Raw genomic sequence first — 23524 nt, 5'->3', positions numbered from 1 at the left:
CACATAGCTGACATTGCCTGGAAGGAGCCTCTGCGATGCAGGGCGACCCCGAGGTCCTTGAGTTTCTGAACGAGCAGCTGACCGGCGAGCTGACGGCCATCAACCAGTACTGGCTGCACTACCGCATCCAGGACAACAAGGGCTGGACCAAGCTTGCCAAGTACACGCGTGAAGAGTCCATCGACGAGATGAAGCACGCGGACAAGATCACCGAGCGCATCCTGATGCTCGATGGCCTGCCGAACTACCAGCGCCTCTTCCACGTGCGCGTCGGGCAGACGCTCACGGAGATGTTCCACGCGGACCGCCAGGTCGAGGTCGAAGCCATCGACCGCCTCAAGCGGGGCATCGAGGTCATGCGCGGCAAGGGTGACATCACCTCGGCGCGGCTCTTCGAGGAGATCCTGGAGGACGAGGAGCACCACATCGACTACCTCGACACCCAGCTGGAGCTCATCGAGTCGCTGGGCGAGCCGCTCTACATCGCGCAGTTGATCGAGCAGCCGAGCTAGCCGGCCCTAGGCCGCTTCCGCCAGCTCCGGCGACCGGACCGGGCCCGGCTCCGCGGCGAGCACGCTCGCGGCCTCGCCCTTCTCCAGCAGCTCCCTGCGCGGGCACGCCCCGCGGCCGAGGATGCCCTGGATGGTGCGTACGCAGGAACCGCAGTCGGTGCCGGCCTTGGTGGCCGAGGCGATCTGGCGCGGGGTGCAGGCCCCGGCCTCCGCGTGCTCCTTGACCTGCTTGTCGGTGATTCCGAAGCAAGAGCAGACGTACACGCGGTTCACCTCCGGGGTGGCGATGGTTCAGCGGGTCAGCGGGCGGGCGAGCCATCCCCTATTCGGTGAGGCTTACCTAACCGTACCCAAAGTTAGGGTGGCCTAAAAGCCCCCCGTACGACAGTGGGGCACGGATCACATCGATCCGTGCCCCACTGTCGTACGAAGGTACTGACTGATCCCTACTGGTCCCGGTACATCTCGGCGACCAGGAACGCCAGGTCGAGGGACTGGCTGCGGTTGAGCCGCGGGTCGCAGGCCGTCTCGTAGCGCTGGTGCAGGTCGTCGACGAAGATCTCGTCGCCGCCGCCCACGCACTCGGTGACGTCGTCACCGGTGAGCTCGACGTGGATACCGCCCGGGTGCGTGCCGAGGGCCTTGTGGACCTCGAAGAAGCCCTTGACCTCGTCGAGCACGTCGTCGAAACGGCGCGTCTTGTGGCCCGAGGCCGCCTCGAAGGTGTTGCCGTGCATCGGGTCGGTGACCCAGCCGACGGTCGCACCGGAGGCGGTGACCTTCTCGACCAGCTCGGGGAGCTTGTCGCGGACCTTGCCGGCGCCCATGCGGACGACGAAGGTCAGCCGGCCCGGCTCGCGCTCGGGGTCCAGGCGGTCGATGTAGGTCAGCGCCTCGTCCACCGTGGTGGTGGGGCCGAGCTTGATGCCGATCGGGTTGGCGATCTGCGAGCAGAACTCGATGTGCGCGTGGTCCAGCTGGCGGGTGCGCTCACCGATCCAGACCATGTGGCCGGAGGTGTCGTACAGCTTGCCGGTGCGCGAGTCGGTGCGGGTCAGCGCGCCCTCGTAGTCGAGCAGCAGCGCCTCGTGCGAGGCGTAGAACTCGACGGCCTTGAACTCGGCCGGGTCGGTGCCGCACGCCTTCATGAAGTTCAGCGCGTTGTCGATCTCGCGCGCCAGCTGCTCGTACCGCTGACCGGACGGGCTGGACTTCACGAAGTCCTGGTTCCAGGCGTGGACCTGGCGCAGGTCGGCGTAGCCACCGGTGGTGAAGGCGCGCACCAGGTTGAGCGTCGAGGCCGACGCGTTGTACATGCGCTTCAGCCGCTCGGGGTCCGGGATCCGGGCCTCTTCGGTGAAGGCGAAGCCGTTGACGGAGTCGCCGCGGTAGGTCGGCAGGGTGACGCCGTCGCGGGTCTCGGTGTCCTTGGAGCGCGGCTTGGAGTACTGGCCCGCGATGCGGCCGACCTTGACGACCGGCACGGACGCGGCGTAGGTCAGGACGGCGCTCATCTGGAGCAGCGTCTTCAGCTTGGCTCGGATGTGGTCGGCGGAGACGCCGTCGAAGGCCTCGGCACAGTCGCCGCCCTGGAGCAGGAACGCCTCGCCCTTGGCGACGGCTCCCAGACGGGCACGCAGCTGGTCGCACTCACCCGCGAAAACGAGGGGAGGATACGACTCGAGGTCCGCGACGACAGCGCGCAGAGCCTCGGCATCGGGGTACGAAGGCTGCTGCGCCGCGGGAAGGTCTCGCCAGGTCGCCTTGGCGGCGGGGGCTTGGGTTTCAGCGTTCACGGTCACCTCGTACACATTACGGCGTCACAGGCCGCGTTCGGCCCCCCGCCCACAACGTGAGACGAACCGGCTCAAAGGTTCCGGGCGCCCACCGGAACGGAATCCATGGTTCAGCCCACGCCGCGAGACGGATCCTGCGCCACGGGGGCGGTCTGGGCTAAGGTGCCCACCATGTACGCGCAATCGCACCAGACCTGGTGGTGGCCCGCTCCCGGCGGTCCACTTCTCGCGCGTACCTGAAGACACGCACGACGCGAAGGCCGCCCCGAGGGGCGGCCTTCCGCGTTTTCGACCGTGCGGTCGGATCCCGGGGGCGGCTCCTCCCACCGGAAGGACGCTCCGCCCCATGGAACCCAGCCGAATCAACCTTTCGAGCCGACTGCTCGATCCCTCCTGCCCACCGTTCGCCCTGCTGCGCCGGCGGACTCCCGGCCGCGACCACGACACCGTCGAGGTGCTGATCGGGCAGGTCAGGGAGGTCGAACGGCTCGCCGACCTGCCCGTCGGCGAGCAGCCCGCCCTCGCCCTCGTCCCCTTCCGCCAGATCCGCGAGCGCGGCTTCGACGTACGGGACGACGGCACGCCGCTGAGCGTGCTCGTCGCCGAGGAGGTCCACGAGGTCCCGCTCACCGAGGCCCTGGCCGGGCTGCCGCAGCACCCCGTGCGGGTCGACGGCGGGGGCTTCGACGTCCCCGACGAGGAGTACGCGGCCACCGTCCGGCGGGTCATCGAGGACGAGATCGGCCGCGGCGAGGGCGCGAACTTCGTCATCCGGCGCACCTACGAGGGCCGCATCGGCGGATTCGGCCCGGCCGACGCGCTCGCGCTGTTCCGGCGTCTGCTGGAGGGCGAGCGGGGGGCGTACTGGACGTACGTCGTCCACACCGGCGAGCGCACCCTCGTCGGGGCCAGCCCGGAGGTCCACGTGCGGATGTCCGGGGGGACGGTCGTGATGAACCCGATCAGCGGCACGTACCGCTATCCGGCCGGGGGGCCGACCGCGGAGTCCCTCCTGGCCTTCCTCGGCGACCGCAAGGAGACCGAGGAGCTGTCGATGGTGGTCGACGAGGAGCTGAAGATGATGTGCACCGTTGGCGACCGGGGCGGGGTCGTCGTCGGACCGCGGCTGAAGGAGATGTCCCACCTCGCGCACACCGAGTACGAGCTGCGCGGCCGCTCGTCGATGGACGTGCGGGAGGTGCTGCGCGAGACCATGTTCGCGGCGACGGTGACGGGATCGCCGGTGCAGAACGCCTGCCGTGTCATCGAGCGGTACGAGGCGGGCGGGCGCGGCTACTACGCGGGGGCACTGGCCCTGCTGGGCGTGGACCCCGCCGGTGCGCAGACGCTGGACTCGCCCATCCTGATCCGCACCGCCGACATCGCGGCGGACGGCGTGCTGCGGGTGGCGGTGGGCGCCACGCTGGTCCGGCACTCGGACCCGGACGGCGAGGTGGCGGAGACGCACGCGAAGGCGGCGGGCGTGCTGGCGGCGCTGGGGGTGCGGCCGGCGGCGCCGCGGCCGGCGTTCGAGGGGGCCCGGCTGGCGGACGACCCGCGGGTGCGGGCGGCGCTGGCGGCCCGGCGGTCGGACCTGGCGCCGTTCTGGCTCCGGATGCAGGAACAGCCGGCTCCGGTGACCGGCCACGCGCTGGTGGTGGACGGCGAGGACACCTTCACGGCGATGCTGGCACACGTGCTGCGCGTGGCCGGGCTGGCCGTGACCGTACGCCGCTACGACGATCCGGGGCTGCGGGCGGCGGCCCTGGCCTGGGAGGGCCCGATCGTGCTGGGCCCGGGCCCGGGCAACCCGGCCGACCCGGCGGACCCCAGGATGCGGATGCTGCGTGCGCTCACGGCCGACCTGCTGGCCGGGCACCGCCACGGCCTGGTCGGGGTCTGCCTGGGCCACGAGCTGCTGGCGGCGGAGCTCGGGCTGCCGCTGGTCCGCAAGGCGGAGCCGGCTCAGGGGGCGCAGGTGCGGATCGGCCTATTCGGAGCCGAGGAGGTGGTCGGCTTCTACAACACATACACGGCGCACTGCGACGGGGCGGGGGCCGAACGGCTGGCGGCCGCGGGGGTGGAGGTGGCCCGCGACCCGGCCACGGGTGAGGTCCACGCGCTCCGCTCCGCGGGCGGCGGCTTCGCGGGCGGCGGCTTCGCGGGGGTCCAGTTCCACCCGGAGTCGGTGCTCACCCTGCGCGGCGCGGACCTGCTGCGCGAGCTGCTGACCGCCGTGTCCCCCGGGCTCCGTCCGGACCCGGTCCTCAGCCGCCGGACGGGCTGAAGGATCCCACCAGGGTGTTCTCGGAGCTGCGGCCCGCCAGGTAGTCCGCGACGTTGGCGACGGTGGTGTCGATGATCTGGCCCACCGCGTCCGTCGTGTAGTACGCCTGGTGGGAGGTCACGACGACGTTCGGGAAGGTGACGAGGCGGGCCAGGGTGTCGTCCTCGACGGCCTCCAGGGACTTGTCGAGGAAGAAGACGCCGGCCTCCGCCTCGTACACGTCCAGGCCGACGCCCGTGAAGCGGCCCGCGCGGAGCTGGTCGACCAGTGCGTCCGTGTCGATCAGCCCGCCGCGGCTGGTGTTCACCAGGATCGCGTCGTCGCGCATCCGCTCCAGCGCGGCGGCGTCGACGATGCGCCGGGTGGACTCGAGCAGCGGCACGTGCAGGCTGATCAGGTCCGAGGAGGCGAGCAGCTCGTCCTTGTCCACGTAGGTCATGCCGAGCTCCACGCACGCCGGGTTCTGCGCCAGGTCCCAGCCCAGCAGCCGCATGCCGAAGCCGTGTGCGATCCGGGTGAAGGCCTCCCCGATCCTGCCGGTGCCGAGCACGCCGGCCGTGCGGCCGTGGAAGTCCCGGCCCATCAGCCCGTTCAGGCGGAAGTCGAAGTCCCGGGTCCGGTTCGAGGCCCGGACGATCCGCCGGTTCACGGCCATCGCGAGGGTCCACGCGAACTCGGCGACCGCGTAGGGCGAGTAGGAGGAGACCCGGCTGATCGTCAGGCCCAGGCGCCCGGCCTCGTCCAGGTCGATGTTGTTGAAGCCGGTGGAGCGCTGGGCGATCATCCTCGTGCCGCCCGCCGCGAGGGTCCGCAGCACCCGGCCGCTCAGGTCGGCGTTCACGCTGGAGGAGACGACCTCGTAGCCGGTGGCGATCGGCGCGGTGTCCTCGTCGAGGAAGACGTCGAGGCAGCGGACCTCGTGCGCTCCCGCGAAGGCCTGCTCCAGGAGCGGCTTCTCGTCGGCGGTGACACCGAATGCCAGGATCTCCACGCTTGCTCCCGCAGCTCGAACCATGGGCCGTTTGTCACCATACGGCCCATGGTGTCGGGTCGCTGCTCAGCCGAAGAAGACCCCGGCCTCCTGGTAGAGCGCGGGATCCACCGTCTTCAGCTTCGCCGTGGCCTCCGCGATCGGCACCCGGACGATGTCCGTCCCCTTGAGCGCGACCATCTTGCCGAAGTCCCCGTCGCGCACCGCCTCGATCGCGTGCAGCCCGAACCGGGTCGCCAGCCACCGGTCGAAGGCGCTCGGCGTGCCGCCCCGCTGCACGTGCCCGAGGACCGTCGTCCGGGCCTCCTTGCCGGTCCGGCCCTCGATCTCCTTGGCCAGCCATTCGCCCACGCCGGACAGCCGGACGTGGCCGAAGGAGTCCTTGGTGCCGTCCTTGAGCACCATCTCGCCGTCCTTGGGCATCGCCCCCTCGGCGACCACCACGATCGGCGCGTAGCTGGCCCGGAACCGGGAGGTCACCCAGGCGCAGACCTGGTCCACGTCGAAGCGCTGCTCCGGGATGAGGATGACGTTGGCGCCGCCCGCGAGGCCCGAGTGCAGGGCGATCCAGCCGGCGTGCCGGCCCATGACCTCGACGACCAGGACGCGCATGTGGGACTCGGCCGTGGTGTGCAGCCGGTCGATGGCTTCGGTCGCGATGCCGACCGCGGTGTCGAAGCCGAAGGTGTAGTCGGTGGCGGACAGGTCGTTGTCGATGGTCTTCGGCACGCCGACGCAGGGGATGCCGTACTCGTCGTACAGCCGGGCCGCGACCCCGAGGGTGTCCTCGCCGCCGATCGCGATCAGCGCGTCCACCTCGTACTTCGCGAGGTTCTCCTTGATGTCCCGCACACCGTTCTCCGTCTTGAACGGATTGGTGCGCGAGGAGCCGAGGATGGTGCCGCCGCGGGGCAGGATGCCGCGGACGGCGGGGATGTCGAGCGGGACGGTGCGCCCCTCGACCGCGCCCCGCCAGCCGTCCTTGAACCCGACGAAACCGCAGCCGTACTCCTGCTCGCCCTTGCGGACGACGGCCCTGATCACCGCGTTGAGCCCGGGGCAGTCGCCGCCACCGGTCAGCACTCCGACCTTCATGGAATCTCCAATCGCCATGACGGTCACGCTAGTGGTGACCCAGGTCACAGCAAGGGGCTCGGAGAAGGCAATTCCGGTGGAATCATGAGGCGTTGCGTACGCCCGTTCACTCGTACGAGGACGTAAGTACGATCGACGGGCGGCGCGGACGCCCCCAGGGCCGGTCTACACGTCGTCGAGGCCGCGCTCTATGGCGTACCGGACGAGCTCCACCCGGTTGTGCAACTGGAGCTTGCCCAGGGTGTTCTGGACGTGGTTCTGCACGGTCCGGTGCGAGATGACCAGCCGCTCGGCGATCTGCTTGTACGACAGCCCCTTGGCCACCAGCCGCAGCACCTCGGTCTCCCGGTCGGTCAGTTGGGGCGCCTTCGGCTCGTCGGAGGTGGCCGGCACCGGGTCGGTGGCGAGGCGCCGGTACTCGCCGAGCACCAGCCCCGCCAGGCCCGGGGTGAACACCGGGTCGCCGGCCGCGGTGCGGCGGACGGCGTCGATCAGCTCCTGGGCCCCGGCGGACTTCAGCAGGTAGCCGGTCGCGCCGGACTTCACCGCCTCCAGGACGTCCGCGTGCTCACCGCTGGCCGACAGGACCAGGACCCGCAGGGCCGGATGGGCGCCGACCAGCTCCTTGCAGACCTGGACCCCCGGCATCCCGGGCAGGTTGAGGTCGAGGACCAGCACGTCGGGCGTCACCGCGCGGGCGCGGCGTACCGCCTCGGCGCCGTCGCCGGCGGTGGCGACGACGTCGAAGCCGGCCGCGGCCAGGTCGCGGGCGACCGCGTCCCGCCACATCGGGTGGTCGTCGACGACCATCACCCGGATCTCGTGCAGCTCGTTCGGCCTGTTCGGGTCGTTCACGTCGGTGCGCTCGCTCATCTCTTGTCCGTCCTCCCCCTGGGTACCTTCAGTTCCACTTCGGTGCCCTGCCCGGGGACGGACACCAGATCGGCGCTGCCGCCGAGATCGCGCAGCCTGCCGCGGATGGACAGGGCCACCCCCATCCGGCCCTCGCCCTCCGCCTGGTCGAGCCGGCCCGCCGGGATGCCGGGCCCGTCGTCGCGAACGGTCACGATCACCTCGTCGCCCCAGTCCTCGACCAGGATCCAGGCCCGCGCCCCGTCCCCGGCGTGCTTGCGCACGTTGTCCAGGGCGGCGCCGACCGCCGCGGCCAGCTCCTTGGCGGCGGGCACCGGCAGCGGCACCGGGGTGCCCGGCTCGGCGAAGCTCACCCGGGACCCGGCGTGCGGGGCGAGGAGCGTGCGCAGGTCCAGCTCGCCGTCCTCGGCGCCCGGTTCGTCCACCTCGTAGGTGTCCACCAGCGCGCCGCGCGACTCGTCGCGGCAGACCCGGGAGGGCTGCACCAGCCCGCTGGAGACCAGCGTGCGCAGCGCCACCTCCTGCTCCCCCGCCATCCGGCCGAGCTCCTCGGCCTCGCCGCCCAGCTCGCTGCCGCGCCGCTGGACCATGGCGAGGACCTGGAGGACCCCGTCGTGGATGTCGCGGGCGAGCCGCTCGCGCTCGCGGGTGGCGGCCTCGATCTCCAGGGCGCGGGCGAGGGTGTTCTCACTGGCCCGGGCGACCTCGACGACGTAGCCGATGGCCACCGAGGCGACCCAGACGAGCAGGACGTTGTGCAGGGTGTCCCGGGTGGGCTGGCCGCTGTGGATGACGATGTTGGCGCCCGCCACGATGGTGGAGGCGAAGCAGGCCCAGCGCCAGCCGCCCTTGATGGCGAAGCCGAGGACCGCGCCGGCCGTCCAGATGGTGGGAAGGGTCGGGCCGCCCGCGGTGATCCGCTCGTGGGTGTCGGCGATCGGGGTGAGCACGATCCCGACGATCGCGACGGTGAGGTCGGCGACCAGGAAGCCCTTGGTGCAGCTCGCGGCGTTCGCGACCTTGCGGAAGGTCACCAGGTTCCACAGGGCGAGGGCGGCGAGGTAGCCGGCCGCGACCGCGGGGCGCGGGAAGTCCTTGTACGCGGAGGCGAACAGCAGCACCGCGTAGACCATGGTCAGCAGCCGGTACGCCGTCAGGGCGCGCCACAGCGGCTGCTCGACCGACATGCGTACGACGCGCTCGCGCTTCGCCATCTCCCCCACCCCTCGCGGGCGGTACCGCCCGCGCGCAGCTACTCCGGCGTGCCGCCGGCCTTCTCGCCCTTGTCCGGCTTGTCCGACTTCTCGGCCTTGGCGGCCTTCTCGGCGTCGGCGATCTGGCGCTTGGCCGCCGTCGCGTAGATGTCGACGTACTCCTGGCCGGAGAGCTTCATGATCTCGTACATGACCTCGTCGGTCACCGAGCGGAGGATGAAGCGGTCGTTGTCCATGCCGTGGTAGCGGCTGAAGTCCAGCGGCTTGCCGATCCGGATGCCCGGACGCATCAGCTTGGGGATCACCTTGCCGGGCGGCTGGATCTTCTCCGTGTCGATCATCGCGACGGGGATCACGGGCGCACCGGTGGCCAGGGCCACCCGGGCCAGACCGCCGGGCTTGCCGCGGTACAGACGTCCGTCGGGTGAACGCGTTCCCTCGGGGTAAATACCGAACAGCTCCCCGCGCTCGATGACCTCGATGCCGCTCCTGATGGCGGCCTCGCCGGCCCCGCGGGCGCCGGAGCGGTCCACCGGAAGCTGGCCGACGCCCTTGAAGAAGGCGGCCGTCAGCCTGCCCTTGACCCCCGGGGAGGTGAAGTACTCCGCCTTGGCGATGAAGGTGACCTTGCGGTCCAGCACGGCCGGGAGGAACAGGGAGTCGGAGAAGGACAGGTGGTTGCTCGCGAGGATCGCCGGCCCCTCCGCGGGAACGTTCTCGAGGCCCTCCACCCACGGCCTGAAAGCAAGCTTCAGTGATCCGCCGATCGAGAACTTCATTGCGCCGTAGATCAACTCGAAAGCCTTCCTGTGTCTGTCGAACAGACCATATCCCGTGCCCACACCGGCAGGGACCCGACGACCCTGGCCGGTACCACCCCGGTCGCGTACGGTGAAGTCACACAGAGCAACGCACCCACCCGACGTACATCATGATCAAGGAGACCCTGGTGCCCGTCCTCCCTGGAGCCGAGCCGTTCCGCCACGAGGGCGGAGAGGTCGGCGTCCTCCTCTGCCACGGCTTCACCGGTTCCCCGCAGTCGCTGCGCCCCTGGGCCGAGTATCTCGCCGGGCGGGGGCTCACGGTGTCGCTGCCGCTGCTGCCCGGACACGGGACTCGCTGGCAGGACATGCAGCTCACGGGCTGGCAGGACTGGTACGCCGAGGTGGACCGCGCCCTGCGGGAACTCCTGGACCGGTGCGAGCAGGTGTTCGTCTTCGGGCTGTCGATGGGCGGGGCGCTGACCCTGCGGCTGGCGGCCAAGCACGGGGACGCCATCAGCGGCATCGTGCTCGTCAACCCGGCCAACAAGGTGCACGACCCGCTGGCCGTGACCCTTCCGGTGACCAAGCACTTCATCCGGTCCACCCCGGGCATCGCGAGCGACATCGCGAAGCCGGGCTCGGAGGAGGTCGGCTACGACCGGGTCCCGACCCGGGCCGCGCACTCGCTGAAGAAGTTCCTGCAGCTGGTCGACGCCGAGCTGCCGCAGGTCACGCAGCCGGTGCTGCTGCTGCACAGCCCGCAGGACCATGTCGTACCGCCCGTCGACTCCGCGCGGGTACTGGCCCGGGTCTCCTCCACGGACGTCACCGAGACCCTGCTGGAACAGAGCTACCACGTCGCGACGTTGGACCACGACGCGGAGCGGATCTTCGCGGACAGCTATGCGTTCATCGGCCGACTGGCGGAGAGCGTGGGCAGGGAGGGGGCGCAGGCCGGTGGCTGAGCACGAGGAGCAGTCCGGCGGGGTGCCGCCGCTGGACGAGGAAGCGGCGTGGGCGGCGATCGTCGCCGGGTACGGGCAGGAGCCGCCGGACCCGCCGGGGGCCCGGCCGTTCAAGCCGATCGAGAACCTCCTCCTGCCGGAGGAGGACGTCAAACCGCTGCCGAAGCCGGAGCCGCCCGAGCCGGGCCGGGCACCGGACGCGAAACCGGAGCCGGAGCCCGAGCCCGAGCCGCCGGTGGCACTGGGCAGCTCGGTGGTCTTCGCCCCGGGCGTGGGCATGACGGGCCCCCGCGACCACTCGCTGGCGGAACCGAAGGACGACGACGTGTCGGCGGCGGAGGAGGGCCACTTCGTCCAGCCGGAGCCGGAGCTCCCGCCCGCGGACACGACGTCGAAGTTCGCGTGGCTGGCCGTGGTCGGCGGCCCGGTGCTGCTCCTGCTGGCGGTGCTCCTGCAGTGGGAGATGACCTGGTGGCTGACGACGCTGGGCATCGGCGGCTTCCTGGGCGGCTTCGCGACGCTCGTGGCGCGCATGGCGCAGGGCGACGAGGAAGACGACGACCCGGGCCGCGGCGCGGTCGTCTGACCCCCGGCGGGGCCCACCCCGGCCCCGCCGGCATCTTCGGCGCCGCCGGCATACTCAGCCCCGCCGGCGTTCGAGGCGCGGGGGTCCGGGGCCGCCGAGCTACGGCGCCGCCGGCATACTCAGCCCCGCCGGCGTTCGAGGCGCGGGGGTCCGGGGGCAGCGCCCCCGGCCACGGCGCCGCACACGGAGTCCGGGACCACCGGGCTACGGCGCAGCCGGCAGCCGCAGGGCCGCCAGCACCGGCAGGTGGTCCGTGGCCGAGCGCAGGTCCTGCGCGAGGACCCCCGGCAGCCCCGCAGGGACACCGCAGGCCAGCACCTCCACCCCCTTCGAGGCGAACACGGCGTCGATCCGCCGCTCGGGCGCGGCCGCCGGGAAGGTCGGCCCGCCGCCCCACGGGGCGACCGCCCGGCAGTCCTGGAGCTCGGCGGCCAGCACGGCGTACGCCGGCCCGTCCGGGCCCTCGTTCAGGTCTCCCGCGGCGATCGCGTACGGCACGTCCATCCCGGCCAGCCGGTCCAGCAGCAGTTCCGCGTGGGCCCGCCGCTCCGCCGCCTGGAGCGACAGGTGCACGGAGGCCAGGCCCACCCGGACACCCCCGACCCGGATCACGGCCGTCGCGAAGCCCCGGCGGTGCAGACCGGGCGTGCGCGGCAGGAGCACGTCCTCGGCGCGCTCCACGAAGACCCGCAGCGAGCACAGCAGCAGCGGCCCGGCCGCCGTCGCGCCCCCGCCCAGCACCACCAGGTCGCACTTGGCCGCCAGGCGCGCCGCGTGTTTGCGCCACCGGAAGAACCGCGGGGCCTCCTGTACGAGGACGAGGTCCGGCTCGCACGCCCGGATGACCCGGGCCAGCGCCTCCTCGTCGTCGCGCAGCGAGCGGATGTTGTAGCTGAGTACCCGGATCACGGCAGAACCGTCGGGCTCCGTACGGGACTTCGGCAGCTGGTCCATGCCCGCAAGATACGCAGCCGCCCGCCGCTCCCCCAAGGGGCGCGGCGGGCGGCAGGCGTGGAAAACGGGGCGGAGGCGCTCAGCCCTGGCGGGCCAGGTCGGCCGCGCCGACGAGCCCGGCCTTGCCGCCGAGCTGGGCGGCGAGGACCTGGGCGTGCGGCCGCCAGGCGCCGCCGACCAGCCAGCGCTTGAAGGACTTGCGGATCGGGTCGAGGACGAGGTCGCCCTCGTCGGAGACCCCGCCGCCGACGATGAACGCGGACGGGTCGAACAGCGAGGCCAGGTCGGCCAGGCCCGCGCCGGCCCAGCGGGCCAGCTCGCGGAAGGCGTCGGCGGCCACCAGGTCGCCCTGGCGGGCGGCCTCGCTGATGTGCTTGCCCTCGATGCCCTCGGGGGTGCCGTCGCCGAGCGCGAGGAGTATCGTCGCGTTCTCGGGGGTGGCGTTGGCGCGCTGCTTCGCGTACCGGACGAGCGCGCGCCCGGAGGCGTACTGCTCCCAGCAGCCCTGGCTGCCGCAGCCGCACAGCAGCCCGTCCGGGACGACCCGGATGTGGCCGAACTCGGCGGCGACGCCGAAGCGTCCGCGCCGCAGCTTGTTGCCGATGATGATGCCGCCGCCGAGGCCGGTGCCGAGCGTGATGCAGATGACGTCGTCGTGGCCCTGGCCCGCACCGAAGCGGTACTCGCCCCAGGCCGCGCAGTTCGCGTCGTTCTCGACGACCACGGGCAGGCCGATGCGCTGCTCGACCTTGTCCTTGAGCGGCTCGTGCCGCCAGTTGATGTTGGGCGCGAAGAGCACGGTCGCGCGCTTGTCGTCCACGTATCCGGCGGCGCCGATGCCGACGGCCTCGATGGTGTGGTTGCTGCTGACCTCGGAAACGGCGGCGCAGATGGCCTCCGTCACTCCGTCCGCGGTCGGCGGGGTGGGCACCTTGTACGTCTCAAGGATCGTGCCCTCTTCGTCGACCACGCCGGCCGCGATCTTCGTGCCGCCGATGTCGACGCCGATGGTGAGTCCCATTAGTCCCTCGGTTTCCGGTCAAACCCCGCCACGGCCAAAGGTACCCGAGGCTTACCGGGCTTCAGTCGAGATCGATCCGCTCGGAGGGGCCGGCGTCGGGGCCGTCGTCGCGGGGGTCGCGGTCGTGGGAGGCCTGCCGGGGGGCCGGGGGTTCGTCCCGGGTCCAGCGGCGCTCGTGGCCCTCGACGGCCGACCGGTAGGCGGCGAGCAGCTCGGAGCCGGCCGCCGCGAGGTGGTCGAAGACCTCCGGGTTGCGCTCGATCACGGGCTTGGCGGCGGTCTTCGCCTGGTCGACGATCTGGCGCACGGCACCCTGCGCCGCCACGCCGAACAGCGGGTTGTTCAGCCCGGAGACCTTGTCGGCGACGGCTTCGAAGAGCTTGAACAGCTCCTCGGCGGCGGTGCCGGTGCCACCGGCTCCGGCCTGCTCCTGCCCGCGCAGGCGCTCCTTCTCGGCGGCGAGGTCCTCGGCACAGGCCCTGGCCCAGGCGTCGTCGTCGGTGGGGCGGTCGGTGGCCTCGCTCATGGCGGACTCTCTCCTGCAGCGGCTGCTGAACGTGCGGTAGGGGCTACCTTCGACGGTACCCGAACGGGGGTACGCGGTTCATTGCGAACGGGGCCACAGTCCCGGGTCCGGAGTGAAGCGGATGCGCAGTTCCCCCTCGGCGAGGGCGGCGCCGGAGACGGTGCAGCGGCGCAGCGCCGCGGGGAGCGGAACGATCCTGCGGTGCGGGCCGGCGGTGAGCAGCAGCTCGTCGCCGCGGCGGACGAGGTCGAGGTCCGACTTGTGCGCGCCGGGCAGCGGTACCACCCAGACGAGCACCCCGTCCTGCGCGAGCCGGTCCTCGACGGCCCAGGCCCGGCGGGGTGCCGGCGCCGCGGGTACGAGCCCGTCGGTGTCGGCGAGCCGCTCCAGGTCCTGCGGGCCGCGCGGGTCCCGGCCGAGGTGGGCGAGGGCCACGACCGGGAGCTCCTCGGCCCACTCGGCGCCGTACTTCTGCTGCTGGGCGGCGAGCCCGGCGAGCCACGGGTCGGCGGATTCGGCCGGCACGGTGCGGTTGGCGACGAGGGAGGAGACGGGCAGCTGCTGGAGGGCGAGCCCGAGCCGGCCGAGGCGCAGCGCGTCGGCGGCGGCCGGGCCCGGTTCGGCGACCAGCCGCAGTTCGGTGGTGTCGGCCTCGACGACGGCCTGGACGGCGGCCAGCTCCTCGTCCCAGCGGGCGGCGGTCTCGTAGAGCCACTGCGCGGGCATGGGTACGCCGGCCAGCTGGGCCAGTACGGGCCGCAGGGCGCGGGCGGCCTGCCGCTCGGCCGGGAGCAGCCGGGCGAGGTAGCGGCGCAGCTGGGCGGGGAGGGCGAGGGTGGCCACGGCCCGGTGGAGCGGCGGCATGTCGACGACGACGAGGTCGGCGTCGGGCGTGGCGGCGGCCCGCCGCAGGGCGCGGAGCAGGGCGAACTCCTCGGCGCCGGGCAGTTCGGTGATCTCCTCGGCGCCGAGCGGCCGGGCCCCGACCATGCCGAGCAGGGCGGATCCGCGCTCCTGGAGGGCGACGAGTTCGTCGCGGAACTCCTCGCCGGAGTCCACCCGGGCCACCCGCAGCCCGGCCGCGGCCGGATCGCCGACCAGCGCGGTGAGCGGGTCCCCCACGTCGCCGGAGAGCAGCAGCACCCGCCGGCCCCGGCGGGCCGCGGCGAGGGCGGTGGCCGCCGCCGCGGTGGTCCGCCCGGCCCCGCCGGGGCCGGTGATCAGCAAGGTGTGCATGTGCGGGTGCTCCGGTGTGCGGGAAGCGGGCTCAGCAGGCTCAGACGGCTTCGACGCGCTTCTTCAGGCCCGCGAGCGCGCGGTCGATGATGACCTTCTCGGCCTTGCGCTTGATCATGCCGAGCATGGGGATCTTGACGTCGACGGTCAGCTGGTAGGTGACCTCGGTGCGCTTGCCTCCGTCGATGGCGGTCAGCCGGTACGAGCCGTCCAGCTGGCGCAGCATCTGGGACTTGTCCAGGGTCCAGCTGACCTCGTCCGTGCCCTTCCAGCTGTAGGCGAGGGTGTGGTCGTCCTTGATCGCGCCCGCGTCCAGCAGCAGGCGCACCTTCTCGGCGCGCCCCTCGGCGTCGGTGGCCAGCACCTCGGCCTCCTTCACCTCGCCGGTCCACTCGGGGTAGCGGGCGAAGTCGGCGATCACGGCCATCACGTCGGTGGGCGCAGCCTCGATCGTGATGCTTGAGCTGGTGTGTTCCGCCATCGCGGTCGCTCCTCCGGGCTGGGGGTGGTACCTCCCAGCGGCAGCTGGGGGAGTTCGAGGATGTGTGCGGCCTGGGGCCGCCGCGTGAAGGCTACCGCGCGTGTGGACGTCGCCACTCCAGTGCCTCCCGCACCCTGCCGGAGCCCGCCGTGAAGCGGCTCGATCTCTACCATTCGAGGACCCAGGGCCGGCCGGTCGCCGCGAAGTGGCCCACGTTCACGCACTCGGTGTTCCCGATGCGCATGCGGCGGGCGAGCGGCTGGTGGACGTGCCCGAAGAGGGCGTAGCGGGGGCGGGTGCGGCGGATGGCGGCGAGCAGGGCCTCGCTGCCGCGTTCGAAACGGCGGGCGACGGTGTCGTAGCAGAGCTCGGGCACCTCGGGCGGGATGTGCGAGCAGAGCACGTCCACCTCGCCGAGGGCCTCCACCTTGGCGGCGTACTCCTCCGGGTCCACCTCGTACGGGGTCCGCATCGGGGAGGGCAGTCCGCCGCCGACGAAGCCGAAGACGCGGCCGCCGATCTCGACGCGCTGCCCGTCGAGCACGGTGAGGCCGTGGCGGTCGGCGTACTCGGGCCACAGGCCCGGGATGTCGACGTTGCCGTAGGTGGCGTACGTGGGGGTGGGGAAGGCGGCGAACATCTGGGCGTACTGGCGGCGTACGGCGCCCTCGATCAGGGATTCCCGGTCCAGGCCGACCCACAGCCGGCGGCCGAGGTCCCGGGCCTCCTCGAAGCGGCGCGCGGTGCGCAGCTCGACGATCCGGTCGGCGTTCTCCACGCCGAACAGGTCGGGGAAGATGCCGCGCGAGTGGTCGGCGTAGTCGAGGAAGAGCACGAGGTCGCCGAGGCAGATGAGGGCGTCCGCGCCGTCTCCGGCGCGGGCGAGGGCCTCGGTGTTGCCGTGCACATCGCTGACGACGTGGACCCGGGTCCGGCCTGATCCGCTCGTACCGAACTGCGCTCCCCGCATGCTGCCACCCATGCCGCCCACCCTAGGGCCGCCTGGCGACGGCGGGTAGAGCGGCTGGGAGAGGTGGCCGGACCTGCGGTTACTTCCGAGTCGCGTAGGGGGTCGACTACGCTCGGCGCGGTAGGGCGAGGCAGGGTAAGTACAGAATGTGACGCACGGAACATCTGGCCGGTTCCCCCTATCGGGAACCCACTACCGGTGGGTAACGTCCGGTCGGTCCACATGGTGGCGATGGCGCCCAGAGGAGCAGCAGTCTTGCGCGAGTTCAGCCTTCCGGCCCTGTACGAGGTCCCGTCGGACGGGAACCTGACGGATCTCATCCGCCGCAACGCCGCTCAGCATCCAGACACCGCCGTCATGAGCCGCAAGGCCGGCGGCCGGTGGCAGGACGTGACCGCGACCGAGTTCCTCGCCGAGGTCCGCGCCGCGGCCAAGGGCCTCATCGCGGCCGGCATCCGGCCCGGCGACCGCGTCGCCCTCATCTCCCGCACCCGCTACGAGTGGGTGCTGTTCGACTTCGCGATCTGGAGCGCGGGCGGCGTCACCGTCCCCGTGTACGAGACCAGCTCCCCCGAGCAGGTCCAGTGGATCCTGGGCGACTCCGGCGCCGTGGCCGTCATCGTGGAGAGCCCGGCGCACAGCGCGTCCGTGGCCTCGCTGCGCGACCGGCTGCCGGAGCTGCGCGAGGTCTGGGAGATCGAGCAGGGCGCGCTGGAGACGCTGAAGGCCGACGGCGCGAAGATCTCCGACGCCGAGGTCGAGGAGCGCAGCAGTCACGCGAACGCCGACGACCCGGCCACGATCGTCTACACCTCGGGCACCACCGGCCGCCCCAAGGGCTGTGTGCTGACCCACCGCAACTTCTTCGCCGAGTGCGGCAACGTGGTGGAGCGCCTGAGCCCGCTCTTCCGCACCGGCGAGTGCTCCGTGCTGCTCTTCCTGCCGGCCGCGCACGTCTTCGGGCGCCTGGTGGAGGTGGCGGCCGTACTGGCGCCGATCCGGCTGGGCTGCGTACCGGACATCAAGAACCTGACGGACGAGCTCCAGTCCTTCCGCCCCACGCTGATCCTCGGTGTCCCGCGCGTCTTCGAGAAGGTCTACAACTCGGCGCGCGCCAAGGCCCAGGCCGACGGCAAGGGCAAGATCTTCGACGCCGCCGCGGAGACGGCGATCGCCTACAGCCGCGCGCTGGACGCCCCGGGCGGCCCCTCGCTGGGGCTGCGCCTGAAGCACAAGCTGTTCTCCAAGCTGGTCTACAGCAAGCTGCACACGGTCCTCGGCGGGCGCGGCGAGTACGCGATCTCCGGCGGCGCCCCGCTGGGCGAGCGCCTCGGCCACTTCTTCCGCGGCATCGGCTTCACGGTGCTGGAGGGCTACGGCCTGACGGAGTCCTGTGCGGCCACGGCCTTCAACCCCTGGGACAAGACGAAGATCGGCACGGTCGGCCAGCCGCTGCCCGGCTCCGTGGTGCGCATCGCGGACGACGGCGAGGTGCTGCTGCACGGCGAGCACATCTTCAAGGAGTACTGGAAGAACGAGACGGCGACCGCCGAGGCGCTGACCGACGGCTGGTTCCACACCGGCGACGTCGGCACCCTCGACGAGGACGGCTACCTCGCGATCACCGGCCGCAAGAAGGAGCTCATCGTCACGGCGGGCGGCAAGAACGTCGCGCCGGCCGTGATCGAGGACCGGATCCGCGCGCACGCGCTGGTCGCGGAGTGCATGGTGGTGGGCGATGCGCGGCCCTTCGTGGCGGCGCTGGTCACCATCGACGAGGAGTTCCTCGGCCGGTGGGCCGCGGAGAACGGCAAGCCGGCGGGTGTGACGGCGGCGGAGCTGCGTGAGGACGCAGACCTGATCGCCGCCGTCCAGAAGGCGGTGGATGACGGCAACGCGGCGGTTTCCAAGGCGGAATCGGTGCGGAAATTCCGCATTCTTCCCTCCCAGTTCACGGAGGAGTCGGGTCACATCACGCCGTCGCTGAAGCTCAAGCGCAATGTGGTGGCGAAGGACTTCGCGGACGAGATCGAGGCGCTGTACCGCGGCTAGGCCGGGGCGTCAGCGGGGGTCCTCGGCGAGGATCCGGGCCATGTTCCGCTCCGCGAGGGCGGTGATGGTCACGAACGGATTCACGCCGAGCGATCCGGGCACCAGGGAGCCGTCGACCACGTACAGCCCCTGGTAGCCCTTGGCCCGCCCGTACGCGTCGGTGGCGTCCCCGAGGACGCAGCCGCCGAGCGGATGGTAGGTGAAGTTGTCCGCGAAGGGCCGGTTGTCGCCGAAGAGGTCGTACCGGTAGATCGTGAAGTTCCTGCGGTTGATGCGGTCGAAGAGGTTCTTCGCGGCATTGACCGAGGGCGTGTTCTGGTCCCGCCGCCAGTTGAGCCGGGCCGAGTCGGTGGCGGCGTCGTAGGTGAAGTGGCCCCGTTCCCGGTTCTTGGTGATGGCCAGGTACATCGAGATCCAGTGCTCGATGCCCATGGGGAGCGGGGCGATCTCGGCGAAGACCGGGTTCGCGGCGTTGTCCCAGTCGTCGATGCCCATCGCGGGCATGGTGGCCTGGTTGCAGCCGACCGTGTCCCACAGGTGGTTGGCGCGGGCGGTCATGACGTTGCCGTTGGGGCCCCAGCCGAGCCCGACCTTCTCGCTGAGCGCGGGCAGCGTCCCCCTCTCGCGGGCGCGCAGCAGGATCTCGGTGGTTCCCAGGCTCCCGGCCCCGAGGAAGAGCTGCCTGCAGCCGAGTTCGCGGACCTGGGTGACGCGTCCGGTGATGTCGCTGGTCCGGACCGTCAGGACGTAGCCCCCGGCCGGGTCGGGCCGTACGCCGACCACGCGCTGCATGGTCTCGATGGTGACGTTGCCGGTGCCGATGGCCGCGGCGAGGTAGGTCTTGTCGACGCTCTTCTTGCCGTGGTTGTTGCCGTAGATGACCTCGCCGGCCAGGGCCGAGCGGGTGGCGGTGCCGGCCGCCTCGCGCTTCATGTACGCGAAGTCGTAGACGTTGGGGACGAAGACGGTCTTCAGGCCGGTGTTCTGGGCGTGCTTGCGGGAGATCCGGGCGAAGCGGTACCACTCGGTGGACTCGAACCAGCCGGGGTCGATGTCGTTCACGCCGAGCATGGCGCGGGCGCGCGGGTAGTACGTGCCGTACATCTCGTCGGCGTCGACCTGGGGCAGTACTTCGGAGAAGTACGAGCGCCGGGGCGTGGGGGCCATGCCGCCGTTGACGAGCGATCCGCCGCCGACCCCCCGGCCCACGTACACGGACATGTCGCCGTAGTTCACGCGGTCGAGGACGCCGGGGTACGGGCTGATGTCGCGGTTGACCACGTCGAGCCAGAGGAACTGGGCGAGCGGGGCCTCGGTGCGGTTGCGGAACCACATGGAGCGCTGGTCGGGCGCGGAGGTGGAGGGGAAGACCTTGCCGTCGGCCCCGGGGGTGTCCCAGAGCCGGCCCATCTCCAGGACGACGGTACGTACGCCCGCCTGCCCGAGCCGCAGGGCGGCGACGGCGGACCCGTAGCCGGAGCCGACGACGATGGCGGGGGCGTACTGGGCGGCGGCGGGCTCCACGGCCGCGGCGGAGGCCGCCCCGATCCGGGTGAAGCCGAGCGCGGCGGCGGTCGAGAGGGCGCCGAGGCCAAGCATTTGACGGCGCGTCAGATGTGATGTCATGGCCGCATCATGAGCGGAATCCAGCCGTCCGCCCAGACGCGGTATTGACAGACATCTGAGGAACAGTCAGACGTGGCTGCGGTCCAGCCTCGCCGGCGTTTGAGGCGCGGGGGTCCGGGGGCAGGGCCCCCGGGGTCAGAGCAGCTCGCGCAGGCGTTCCGCCAGGAGGTCCCAGCGCCACTTCTCCTCGACCCACGCACGGCCGGCGGCGCCCATCCGCGCGCGCAGTTCCGGATCCTTCAGCAGGGTGACGATCCGGTCGGCCGCCTCCTCGGCGGAACCGCCCCGGACGACCCAGCCCGTCTCACCGTCCAGCACCGCGTCCGGCGCCCCGCCGGAATCACCCGCGATCACCGGCAGACCGGTGGCCGAGGCCTCCAGGTAGACGATGCCGAGGCCTTCCACGTCCAGGCCGCCCCGCCGGGTCCGGCACGGCATCGCGAAGACGTCCCCCGCCCCGTAGTGCGCGGCGAGCTCCGACCACGGGACGGCGCCGGTGAAGACCACGGAGTCCGAGACCCCGGTCCGCACGGCCAGCGCCCGCAGGTCCGCCTCGTAGGGCCCGCCGCCCACGATCAGCAGCACCGCGTCCGGCACCGCCGCCAGGATCCGCGGCATCGCCTCGATCAGCGTGTCCTGCCCCTTGCGCGGCACCAGCCGCGAGACGCAGACCACCACCGGCCGGTCCGTCAGCCCGAGCCGGGCCCGGACCTCCGGGCCGCCCGATCCGGGGTGGAAGGTCTTCTCGTCCACCCCCGGCGGGAGTTGCACCATCCGGGCCGCCGCCCGGTCCGTCACCGCCGAGGCGATCCGCGAGCGCGTGTACTCCCCCAGATAGGTCAGCGTGTCGGTGCCCTCGCCGATCCGCCGCAGCAACTGCCGCGCGGCCGGCAGCTGGGCCCAGCCCGCCTCGTGCCCGTGCGTGGTCGCCACGATCCGCCGCGCGCCCGCCCGCCGCAGCGCGGGGCCCATCAGCCCGAGCGGGGCCGCGGCGCCGAACCACACCGACTCGCAGCCGTGTTCGCGCAGCAGGCCGACCGCCCGCCGCGTCACGCGCGGGGTCGGCAGCAGCATCGTCGTACGGTCCCGGACCACCTGGAACGGCTGCTCCGCGTCGAAGGCCGCGGTGGCCTCGCGGCCCTCCGCTCCATGCTTCCACGTGGAGGCGTAGACGACGATCCGGTCGGGATCCAGCCGCAGCGCCATGTTGTGCAGGAAGGCCTGGATACCGCCCGGTCGCGGCGGGAAGTCGTTGGTCACGATCAGCGTCTTGTGCATCGCTGACAACGTACCGGACGCCCTCAGCGGAACTGCTCCCGCAGGGCCTCCTGCCAGTCCTTCGTCAGCTCCTGCGGATCGATGCCGAGGGCGCCCCGCACCGCCACCGGCCACGGCTCGCGCCCCGCCCTCCCGTACAGGTCCACGAGCGCCGCCTCGCCCCAGCGCCTCGCGACCGTCCGGCAGGCCAGCCAGGCGCCCTCGTAGGCCCGGGCCAGCGCCTCCGGGTCGCCCCCGAAGGCGAAGTCCTGCGCCCGGGGCAGCTCCCCCGGCACCTCGCCCCGCCGTACGGCCCTCGCCAGCGCCGGAGCGGCCTGCTCCGGGGTGGCGGGAGTGCCCCGGTACGCCGCCCAGTCCGCGAAGCCCTCGGAGAGCCACAGCGGGGTGGTGGCAGTGGTCGCCGCCCGGGTGGCCACATGGGTCACCTCGTGCGCCAGGACGACCCGGCGGCCCTCCGGGCTGAGCTCCGCCCACCCCTCGGGGTTGACGACGACCCGGTCGGCGGGAGCGGGAGCCGCGCCCACCCGGCCGGTCGTGACGGCCCCCATGCCCCGGTACTCGGCGGCCGGGCGGCCCAGCAGCTGCGCCATCCCCTCCAGGGAGCCGGGGACCAGTACGACCGCCCGCCCCGCCCACGGGCCCGGCCAGGCCGCGCTCACCGCGGGCACCGCACGGTCGGCCTCCGCCGCGATCGCGGACAGCGCCGCGGGATCCCGGCCGGCGCCCAGCACCAGGGAGTGCGCCCCGCGGACCACCGTCACCGGGCCCTGGTCCCACAGCTGCGGCAGCGCGCCCGGCGCCGCCCGGTCCCCGGTGACCCGCCACCGGCCGTCCTCCCGCGCCAGGCTCACCTCGCGCGCCGAGACGGCCGCGGCCGCGTCGTAGCCGCCGAGCCGGTAGCGCAGCTCCGCCCGGACCGTGGCCGCGGCGCCGCTGCGCCGGACCGCGGAGACCTCGTACGCCCAGTCCTCCAGCGGGATCCCGGCGAGCTGCGCGGGCGGGGTCCGCGCCCACGCGGCGACGGCCGCGCGGACCTCCCGCTCGGCGGTGTCCCGCGGGGCGGGCGCCCCGCACCCGGCGAGCAGCACGCTCAGCAGGAGCGGCAGCACGCGTACGAGGGACCGGCGGACGGGGGGCATCCGACGATCGTACGCACGGGTGGGTCAGGGGCGGGTCACCGAGGAGACGGGCATCATCCCGACCGGGTCGTAGCGGACCCGGGCCCCCGGGTAGGGGGCGTGCACCACCTGGCCGTTGCCGACGTACATGCCGACGTGGCTGGCGTCCGAGCGGTACGTCACCAGGTCGCCGGGGCGGGCCTGCGACAGCGGCACCTGCCGGCCGGCGTACCGCTGGGCCTGTGAGGTGCGCGGCAGCGAGACGCCCGCCTGCCGGTACGACCAGACCATCAGCCCGGAGCAGTCGAACCCGGAGGGGCCGGTGGAGCCCCACACGTACGGCTTGCCGACCGCGGCCCGGGCCGCCATCACCGCGGTCGCGGCGCGGCCCGAGGACGGGCCGAAGGAGGGCAGCTCGGGAAGGCTCTCGGAGCGGCCTCCGGAGCGCGAGGAGCGCTCGTAGTCGGCCCGCTCCCCGGAGGGCATGGCGTTGAGCAGCCGCCGGGCGGCCGCGAGCTTGGCGGTGACGGAGCGCTTGTGCCGGGCCACGTCGGAGCGCAGGGCGTCGAGTTCCGCGAGCTTGCGGGAGGCCTCCTGGCGCTCCTGGCCGAGCTCGCGCTGCTCCTCGCGGAGGTCGGCGAGCTGCCGGGCCTGGCGGCCGCTGAGGCGGTCCAGGGCGGCGGCCTGCTCCAGGTACGCGTCGGGATCCTCGGCGAGCATCAGCCCGACGGCGGGGTCGATGCCGCCGCTGCGGTACTGGGCCCCGGCGAAGGTGCCGAGGACGCCCCGCATGGCGTTGATGCGCTGCTGGCCGCGGGCCACCGCGTCCTGGGCCCGGTTGACCTCGACGCGGAGGCGGTCGGCCTTCTCCCCCGCCTCGTTGAAGCGCTCGGTGGCCTGCTCGGCCTCCTCGAAGAGCCGGTCGACCTGGGCGCTGATACCGGTTCTCGCCCCGCCGCCGGGTTCGTGCGGGAGGCCGGGGGCCGCGCTCGCGGGTACCCCCGTCATGGCGACCGCGGCCGTGGCCGCGGCGGCGGTGAGGACGGTGACCTTCGTGTTCCGGTCGAGGCTGCCGAGCCCGGCCCGGCGATGGGACGCCACGTGAAACCGCTCCCTTCCGCTGTGCGGGGCCCGGGTCCGCCCCCCGTGGACGGCCGTGTGCCGGGTTCCGCGCTGGCA

General features: G+C 72.6%; 22 protein-coding genes. 5 read left to right on the top strand and 17 right to left on the bottom strand.

Translation table 11 applies throughout. The annotated features are described in order from the left end of the window. Positions 1-35: 35 nt before the first annotated feature. The gene (gene bfr, locus B6R96_RS25445) at positions 36-512 is read left to right on the top strand and encodes a bacterioferritin (RefSeq protein ID WP_030385608.1); all 477 of its coding nucleotides are present in this window, start codon (positions 36-38) and stop codon (positions 510-512) included. A gap of 6 nt (positions 513-518) precedes the next feature. On the opposite strand, the gene B6R96_RS25440 is transcribed toward bfr, so the two are convergent. Then, positions 519-785 (bottom strand): (2Fe-2S)-binding protein, encoded by a 267-nt coding sequence (locus tag B6R96_RS25440; RefSeq protein ID WP_030385609.1) that lies wholly within the window; start codon positions 783-785, stop codon positions 519-521. 173 nt (positions 786-958) lie between these two features. After that, positions 959-2314: a class II 3-deoxy-7-phosphoheptulonate synthase gene (locus tag B6R96_RS25435; RefSeq protein ID WP_081523736.1), complete on the bottom strand. Its 1356-nt coding sequence runs from the start codon at positions 2312-2314 to the stop codon at positions 959-961. Between the two features lie 340 nt (positions 2315-2654). On the opposite strand from B6R96_RS25435, the gene B6R96_RS25430 reads away from it, so the two are divergent. After that, complete coding sequence (locus B6R96_RS25430; protein ID WP_203351657.1) at positions 2655-4595, top strand: anthranilate synthase family protein; 1941 nt, start codon at positions 2655-2657, stop codon at positions 4593-4595. Here the strand turns inward: B6R96_RS25430 and B6R96_RS25425 are convergent. The 5 genes from B6R96_RS25425 to B6R96_RS25405 form a co-directional block, all read right to left on the bottom strand. Then, a complete protein-coding gene (locus B6R96_RS25425) occupies positions 4576-5586 on the bottom strand; it encodes a 2-hydroxyacid dehydrogenase (protein ID WP_081523735.1) in 1011 nt (336 codons plus the stop codon). The two genes, B6R96_RS25430 and B6R96_RS25425, sit on opposite strands and share 20 nt — an antisense overlap. Positions 5587-5652: 66 nt before the next feature. Then, positions 5653-6681: a 6-phosphofructokinase gene (locus tag B6R96_RS25420; protein ID WP_030385613.1), complete on the bottom strand. Its 1029-nt coding sequence runs from the start codon at positions 6679-6681 to the stop codon at positions 5653-5655. A 165-nt stretch (positions 6682-6846) separates the two neighbouring features. Further along, positions 6847-7491, bottom strand: coding sequence for a response regulator (locus B6R96_RS25415; protein ID WP_081525249.1), 645 nt, complete (start codon positions 7489-7491; stop codon positions 6847-6849). A gap of 59 nt (positions 7492-7550) precedes the next feature. Beyond that, entirely contained in the window at positions 7551-8768 is a 1218-nt protein-coding gene (gene macS / locus B6R96_RS25410) for a MacS family sensor histidine kinase (protein ID WP_203351656.1), read from the bottom strand. A gap of 38 nt (positions 8769-8806) precedes the next feature. After that, a complete protein-coding gene (locus B6R96_RS25405) occupies positions 8807-9547 on the bottom strand; it encodes a lysophospholipid acyltransferase family protein (protein ID WP_030385616.1) in 741 nt (246 codons plus the stop codon). 170 nt (positions 9548-9717) lie between these two features. Between B6R96_RS25405 and B6R96_RS25400 the strand changes: the two genes are divergently transcribed. Continuing rightward, a complete protein-coding gene (locus B6R96_RS25400) occupies positions 9718-10497 on the top strand; it encodes an alpha/beta hydrolase (protein ID WP_030385617.1) in 780 nt (259 codons plus the stop codon). Continuing rightward, the gene (locus B6R96_RS25395) at positions 10490-11083 is read left to right on the top strand and encodes a hypothetical protein (protein WP_081523733.1); all 594 of its coding nucleotides are present in this window, start codon (positions 10490-10492) and stop codon (positions 11081-11083) included. Before B6R96_RS25400 ends, B6R96_RS25395 begins: the two co-directional genes overlap by 8 nt. Positions 11084-11287: 204 nt before the next feature. Here B6R96_RS25395 and B6R96_RS25390 read toward each other — a convergent pair whose 3' ends face one another. From B6R96_RS25390 to B6R96_RS25365, 6 genes are all read right to left on the bottom strand, one after another. Then, entirely contained in the window at positions 11288-12037 is a 750-nt protein-coding gene (locus B6R96_RS25390) for an endonuclease/exonuclease/phosphatase family protein (RefSeq protein WP_030385619.1), read from the bottom strand. 79 nt (positions 12038-12116) lie between these two features. Further along, positions 12117-13058 (bottom strand): ROK family glucokinase, encoded by a 942-nt coding sequence (locus B6R96_RS25385; RefSeq protein WP_081523732.1) that lies wholly within the window; start codon positions 13056-13058, stop codon positions 12117-12119. A 61-nt stretch (positions 13059-13119) separates the two neighbouring features. Continuing rightward, positions 13120-13584 (bottom strand): DUF5304 domain-containing protein, encoded by a 465-nt coding sequence (locus tag B6R96_RS25380; RefSeq protein ID WP_053169128.1) that lies wholly within the window; start codon positions 13582-13584, stop codon positions 13120-13122. A 78-nt stretch (positions 13585-13662) separates the two neighbouring features. Continuing rightward, positions 13663-14820: an ArsA family ATPase gene (locus tag B6R96_RS25375; protein WP_081523731.1), complete on the bottom strand. Its 1158-nt coding sequence runs from the start codon at positions 14818-14820 to the stop codon at positions 13663-13665. Between the two features lie 40 nt (positions 14821-14860). Further along, positions 14861-15301 (bottom strand): SRPBCC family protein, encoded by a 441-nt coding sequence (locus B6R96_RS25370; protein ID WP_030385623.1) that lies wholly within the window; start codon positions 15299-15301, stop codon positions 14861-14863. Between the two features lie 166 nt (positions 15302-15467). Further along, a complete protein-coding gene (locus B6R96_RS25365) occupies positions 15468-16283 on the bottom strand; it encodes a metallophosphoesterase family protein (RefSeq protein ID WP_237291520.1) in 816 nt (271 codons plus the stop codon). 243 nt (positions 16284-16526) lie between these two features. Between B6R96_RS25365 and B6R96_RS25360 the strand changes: the two genes are divergently transcribed. Then, positions 16527-18323 (top strand): AMP-dependent synthetase/ligase, encoded by a 1797-nt coding sequence (locus tag B6R96_RS25360; RefSeq protein ID WP_081523730.1) that lies wholly within the window; start codon positions 16527-16529, stop codon positions 18321-18323. A 9-nt stretch (positions 18324-18332) separates the two neighbouring features. On the opposite strand, the gene B6R96_RS25355 is transcribed toward B6R96_RS25360, so the two are convergent. The 4 genes from B6R96_RS25355 to B6R96_RS25340 all read right to left on the bottom strand — a co-directional run bounded on the left by B6R96_RS25355 (position 18333) and on the right by B6R96_RS25340 (position 23446). Further along, positions 18333-19949, bottom strand: coding sequence for a GMC oxidoreductase (locus tag B6R96_RS25355; protein ID WP_081523729.1), 1617 nt, complete (start codon positions 19947-19949; stop codon positions 18333-18335). A gap of 135 nt (positions 19950-20084) precedes the next feature. After that, the gene (locus B6R96_RS25350; RefSeq protein WP_030385627.1) at positions 20085-21227 is read right to left on the bottom strand and encodes a glycosyltransferase family 4 protein; all 1143 of its coding nucleotides are present in this window, start codon (positions 21225-21227) and stop codon (positions 20085-20087) included. A 23-nt stretch (positions 21228-21250) separates the two neighbouring features. After that, positions 21251-22366: a hypothetical protein gene (locus tag B6R96_RS25345; RefSeq protein WP_081523728.1), complete on the bottom strand. Its 1116-nt coding sequence runs from the start codon at positions 22364-22366 to the stop codon at positions 21251-21253. 24 nt (positions 22367-22390) lie between these two features. Continuing rightward, complete coding sequence (locus B6R96_RS25340) at positions 22391-23446, bottom strand: C40 family peptidase (RefSeq protein ID WP_081523727.1); 1056 nt, start codon at positions 23444-23446, stop codon at positions 22391-22393. Positions 23447-23524 lie beyond the last annotated feature (78 nt).

This window comes from Streptomyces sp. Sge12 (assembly GCF_002080455.1).
Lineage (GTDB): Bacteria > Actinomycetota > Actinomycetes > Streptomycetales > Streptomycetaceae > Streptomyces.
This window is presented reverse-complemented; position numbering and strand designations above follow the sequence as displayed.